This is a genomic window from Proteiniclasticum sp. C24MP, from assembly GCF_043951855.1.
Lineage (GTDB): Bacteria > Bacillota > Clostridia > Clostridiales > Clostridiaceae > Proteiniclasticum.
Genome location: NZ_JBINJW010000046.1, coordinates 1 through 4,928 on the forward strand (window position 1 = coordinate 1; position 4,928 = coordinate 4,928).

6 protein-coding genes and 1 tRNA gene are annotated in these 4,928 nt (G+C 42.8%); all 7 read left to right on the top strand.

The features are described 5' to 3' along the window. The first annotated feature begins 94 nt into the window (after positions 1 to 94). The 7 genes from ACHAL6_RS15235 to ACHAL6_RS15265 all read left to right on the top strand — a co-directional run bounded on the left by ACHAL6_RS15235 (position 95) and on the right by ACHAL6_RS15265 (position 4,741). The gene (locus ACHAL6_RS15235) at positions 95 to 1,183 is read left to right on the top strand and encodes an FAD:protein FMN transferase (RefSeq protein WP_395271509.1); all 1,089 of its coding nucleotides are present in this window, start codon (positions 95 to 97) and stop codon (positions 1,181 to 1,183) included. Between the two features lie 155 nt (positions 1,184 to 1,338). Further along, complete coding sequence (gene rpsD / locus ACHAL6_RS15240) at positions 1,339 to 1,932, top strand: 30S ribosomal protein S4 (protein ID WP_395271510.1); 594 nt, start codon at positions 1,339 to 1,341, stop codon at positions 1,930 to 1,932. A 132-nt stretch (positions 1,933 to 2,064) separates the two neighbouring features. After that, complete coding sequence (locus ACHAL6_RS15245) at positions 2,065 to 2,499, top strand: Mini-ribonuclease 3 (RefSeq protein WP_395271511.1); 435 nt, start codon at positions 2,065 to 2,067, stop codon at positions 2,497 to 2,499. After that, a complete protein-coding gene (gene rlmB / locus ACHAL6_RS15250) occupies positions 2,480 to 3,343 on the top strand; it encodes a 23S rRNA (guanosine(2251)-2'-O)-methyltransferase RlmB (RefSeq protein WP_395271512.1) in 864 nt (287 codons plus the stop codon). Before ACHAL6_RS15245 ends, rlmB begins: the two co-directional genes overlap by 20 nt. A 10-nt stretch (positions 3,344 to 3,353) precedes the next feature. Next, positions 3,354 to 3,881, top strand: coding sequence for an NYN domain-containing protein (locus ACHAL6_RS15255; protein ID WP_395271513.1), 528 nt, complete (start codon positions 3,354 to 3,356; stop codon positions 3,879 to 3,881). A 90-nt stretch (positions 3,882 to 3,971) separates the two neighbouring features. Further along, positions 3,972 to 4,601 carry an RNA polymerase sporulation sigma factor SigH gene (sigH, locus tag ACHAL6_RS15260; protein ID WP_395271514.1) on the top strand — a complete coding sequence of 210 codons (630 nt, stop codon included), beginning with the start codon at positions 3,972 to 3,974 and terminating at the stop codon, positions 4,599 to 4,601. A gap of 64 nt (positions 4,602 to 4,665) precedes the next feature. Next, a tRNA-Thr gene (locus ACHAL6_RS15265) sits at positions 4,666 to 4,741 on the top strand. The last annotated feature ends 187 nt before the right edge of the window (positions 4,742 to 4,928 follow it).

Sequence of the window (4,928 nt, forward strand, 5' to 3'; positions counted from 1 at the left end):
GAAATATTAAGGAATAAAACGAAGTAAAATCCCTGTCATATGATATAATTTTCATTGTAAATAATGAAGAATCGTTCTGTTTCTAGGAGGAAATATGAGAAAGATTTCTAAAATAATAGCACCACTGCTTCTGATTCTTCTGGTTTTAGCCGGTTGTCAGGCTGTACCAAAGGAAGAAGCGAAGGAGAATTTCCGGAAGGATTTTTTCGAATACTTTGATACCGTAACAAGAATCATCGGCTATGCGGATTCTGAAGAGGAATTCAATACTGAGTTCGATGTAATCAAAGCTGAGTTTAAGAGATACCATGAACTGTTCGACATCTATCATACCTATGAAGGTATAAATAACATCAAGACCATAAACGACAATGCCGGAATCAAGCCGGTAGAAGTGGATCAGGAAATCATCGATCTGATTCTCTTTTCCAAAGAGTGGTATGAAAAGACCAACGGGAAAGCGAACATCGCCATGGGAGCTGTCCTTCGTGTCTGGAGCGATTACAGAGAAGAAGGTATGGATTTCCCTGATGAAGCGAAGCTCCCGCCTATGGAGCTTCTAGAGGAGAAGAATGAGCATACCGATATCGAGAAGATCATCGTGGACGATGAGAAGAACACCGTATTTCTTGAAGATGCGGAAATGAGCCTTGATGTAGGAGCTGTGGCGAAAGGTTATGCTACAGAGAGAGTAGCGGATCTCATGAAGGAAAGAGGGTTCACTTCCATCATCATCAGTGCCGGAGGCAATGTCAAAGCGCTGGACAAACCACTGGATGGAGTCAGAGAGAGATGGGGCATCGGAATACAGAATCCGGATGAATCCATTTTCACGGACATGGATAGTCTGGATACAGTGTTCAACACCAACATATCTGTAGTGACCTCCGGAGATTACCAGAGATACTACTATGTGGATGAAGTGAAGTATCATCATCTTATTGATGCCGATACACTGATGCCTGGCGCCTATTTCAAAGCGGTGACGGTTGTGATGGAAGATTCCGGACTTGCGGATTTCATGTCCACCACATTGTTCCTTTCCTCTTTAGAAGAGGGAAAAGAGATGCTCAGTCAGATTGAAGGAGCCCATGCCCTGTGGGTGACCTACGACAATGAAATCATTCTGACCGAAGGCTTTGAGGAAATGCTGAAAAGCGGCGGGGCATCCGGGGCAGATTGATCTCAGAAATGAAATGAAATATCCTTTGGGTTGCAGTAAAATTACAAGAAATTTCCTTTGACTTTTAGACATAAAGAAGTTACAATAATTTATGGCATATCCAAAAGATACAAAATACCGCGGCAAAGTATTTAAATTTTTGGAGGTAAACACAAATGGCAAAAATGATGGGACCACGTTTTAAAACTGCTAGAAGACTAGGACTGAACGTAGTAGGACATCCTAAGGCAATGAACAGATCAAAGAGAGGAACATCCAGAGCGGATAAGAAACTTTCCGAGTATGGAATTCAGCTGCTTGAAAAGCAGAGACTTAGAGCTTACTATGGCGTGCTTGAGAAGCAGTTCGTAAGATACGTAGATAAGGCAATGAAGAGCAAGCAGCAGACAGGTACAATGCTTCTGAACCTGCTTGAGATGAGACTGGATAACATGGTATACAGAATGGGCTTTGCTTCATCTATCAGACAGGCAAGACAGATGGTCAACCATGGACATTTCATGGTTAACGGTAAGAAGATTGACATTCCTTCCTATGGTCTTGCTATCGGAGACGTAGTGGAACTGAAAGAAAAGTCAAGAAAGACAGAAATGTTTGTTGATAACTTCAACAACCTTTCCGCATCACCACTAGGATACATCGAAAAGGATGTAGAAAACTTTAAGGCTACACTCGTAAGAGAGCCACAGAGAGAAGAGCTGCCAATCGAAATCAATGAACAGTTGATTGTTGAGTACTACTCAAAATAATAGGCATCACAAGGGGTCTGATTCTTTATCAGATCCTTTTTTCTATCATTTGCGTGAGTGAGAGCAGTTTGCTATGTCATTTGTGTCTAAAGAAGGATATAATGAAAACAAATTTAGTTTACGGGAGTAAATATGGAAAATATCAGACCAATCAGTGAAAACGGTGCAAGAAACTATAATCCATTATCGCTGGCATTTATAGGGGACAGTGTCTATGAAAATCATGTTCGTGAAAGACTGATTCTCGCCTACCCCAATATGCTGCCGAAGGATCTGCACATCAAAGCGGTTTCCTATGTGAAGGCTTCGAGCCAGAGCAGAATCATCTGCGGTATAGAGGAAAGTCTTCATGATGATGAATTATACATCTATAAAAGAGGACGTAACACCAAATCCCATACAGTGCCTAAGAATGCGGATCTTCTCGATTACAGAAGAGCCAGCGGTTTTGAAGCTCTGGTGGGCTACTTGTATCTCGTTGGCAAAGACAAAAGATTAGAAGAGATCATAGATCTTTCGTTTAAAATCGTAGAAGAAGGAGAAAATCATGGCAAAGAGAGAGAATAAGAGAAAAGTTGAACTGGAGTTCCAGAAGGAAGCAGAGAGACAGAAGAGAAAAGAGAGAGCCATAAAGAAAGCGAAGGAAGTCATAGAAGAGAAGGAAATCAATGAAAACATCATTGAAGGCAGAAATCCCGTCCTGGAAGCTTTTGACAGTAAAATCACCGTGGAGAAGATTCTGGTCTCAAAGGGTGATACCAAGGGTTCGATCATTAAAGTCCTGTCCATCGCGAAAGAGAAGGGAATACCGGTGATTGAAGTGGATCGCAGGAAACTTGATGAGATAGCCAATACGCCGAATCATCAGGGTGTAGTCGCCTATATCACTCCGTATCGTTATGCGGAGGTGGCGGATATCCTTAAGATTGCACAGGACCGCAGCGAAAAACCTTTCGTACTGATTCTGGATGAGATTCAGGACCCTCACAATCTGGGTTCCATCATCCGGACCGCTGAACTGTCCGGAGTACACGGCGTGATCATTCCGAAGAGAAGAAGCATGGGCGTAAACACCACTGTATTCAAGACGTCAGCAGGCGCAGTGAATCATATGGCCATCGCAAAGGTGACAAATATTGCAAGAGTCATCGATGAGCTGAAGGATGCAGGAATCTTTGTTTACGGAGCCGATATGGAAGGGGATTCCAAAAGCTACAATACCAACTTCGAGGGTGGCGTAGGTCTTGTCATCGGAAACGAGGGAAAAGGCATCTCCCGTCTCGTGAGAGAAAAGTGTGATGGAATTGTGAGTATTCCTATGGTCGGGAAAGTCAATTCTCTGAATGCTTCCGTTGCCGCAGGAATCCTGATGTATGAAGTGATGAAGTCCAGAATAACAGGTAAGAAATGAAGATGGGGGAGTGGGGACTTTCGTCCCCATTTTTGATATGAAAAGGGTATTTATAGACGGATATAATGTAATCAATTCCTGGTCGGAGCTGAAGGAGCTTGACCTGGGCTCTGCAAGAGATAAGCTCATAGAGTATATGATAAGCTATGCCAGTTTCTATGATGCGGAAGTCACTGTGGTCTTTGATGCGCATAGGGTATCGGGAAACAGCCAGCATATAGAAAAGAGAACCTCCGTGGAAGTGGTCTATACAAAGGACAAAGAGACGGCGGATGACTATATCGAGCGTTCGGTGGATCTTGTGGGAAGGAAAGTGGAGGTGCTTGTAGTTACCTCGGACAATCTGGAGCAGCAGATCATATTCGGACGAGGGGCACAGAGAATGAGTTCTCTGGAATTCAGGGTGTCATTCAAGGAAGCGGAGAAAAGCATCAGCGAAAAGACCAGAAAGCTCTCGGATACGCATTCCATGAAGCTTTTCGACCATATGGATGACGAATCGAAGGAAAAACTGGAAAAATTACGTAGAAATGGCTGAAAGCTTGACTTTTAGCCATTTTTGATTAATAATTTTAGTAATTTAGGAGTTTTCAAAATCTTTTGGACCATCTGTAAGGAGGAGAAAATTTTGACCAGAGAAGAGCAGAAGTTTAAAGCTTTGAGTGATGAAGAGATTGTTCGTCTTGCGCAGAACGGAGACAAGAACGCCTCTGAATTCATTACGGCCAAATATCTTCCCTATGTGCGAAACAAATCCCGGGCGTATTTTATCGTTGGAGGAGAAGTTGAGGATATCATGCAGGAAGGCCTCATAGGACTCTATGAAGCCATCAAGGACTTCAGCGACAACAAGCAGGCGAGTTTCAGAACTTTCATGGATATCTGTGTTACAAGACAGATCATGACTGCACTGAAAGCGGCATCGAGACAGAAACATATCCCGCTGAATACGTATGTATCCCTCAATAAGCCGGTGTATGTGGAAGACACGAACAAGAGCTACCTGGACATGCTTGTGACAAGCAAGACGGATGATCCGGAATCGCTTTATATTGACGGCGAGAAAACAGAAGAGATTGGAAAAGAAATCCGAAATTCCCTGTCTGACTTTGAATACAGAGTTTTAAGACTCTATCTTCAGGGAGTCAGTTACCTGAAGATCGCGAATGTGCTGAATAAAGAAGAAAAAGCCATAGATAATGCGATTCAGAGAATCAGAAAGAAACTGTCCCGAAACCTTGAGAGTGCTTCTTCATAAGTTTTCTAACTTAACTATTGACATAGTATTAGGTTTTTAGTAAACTTGATGAGGTGAGATTAATGCCCATATAGCTCAGGTGGTAGAGCGTCACCTTGGTAAGGTGGAGGTCAGCGGTTCGAATCCGCTTATGGGCTCCATTTATCCCTTATAGCTTCGGAACACCAGGCTCCGTTGTAGGGACTAGTCATCTAAGTAAAAAAATATTATAATAGAATATGTAATGTTTAGTTATTTAAGGAGGAGAAAGTAATGGCAAAAGCAAAATTTGAGAGAAGCAAGCCACACGTCAACATCGGAACCATCGGACACGTTGACCACGGTAAG

Bases quoted from the DNA above. Each gene is read 5' to 3' on its own strand.
- rpsD (WP_395271510.1), top strand. From the start codon at position 1,339: ATGGCAAAAATGATGGGACCACGTTTTAAAACTGCTAGAAGACTAGGA.
- ACHAL6_RS15235 (WP_395271509.1), top strand. From the start codon at position 95: ATGAGAAAGATTTCTAAAATAATAGCACCACTGCTTCTGATTCTTCTG.
- rlmB (WP_395271512.1), top strand. From the start codon at position 2,480: ATGGCAAAGAGAGAGAATAAGAGAAAAGTTGAACTGGAGTTCCAGAAG.
- ACHAL6_RS15245 (WP_395271511.1), top strand. From the start codon at position 2,065: ATGGAAAATATCAGACCAATCAGTGAAAACGGTGCAAGAAACTATAAT.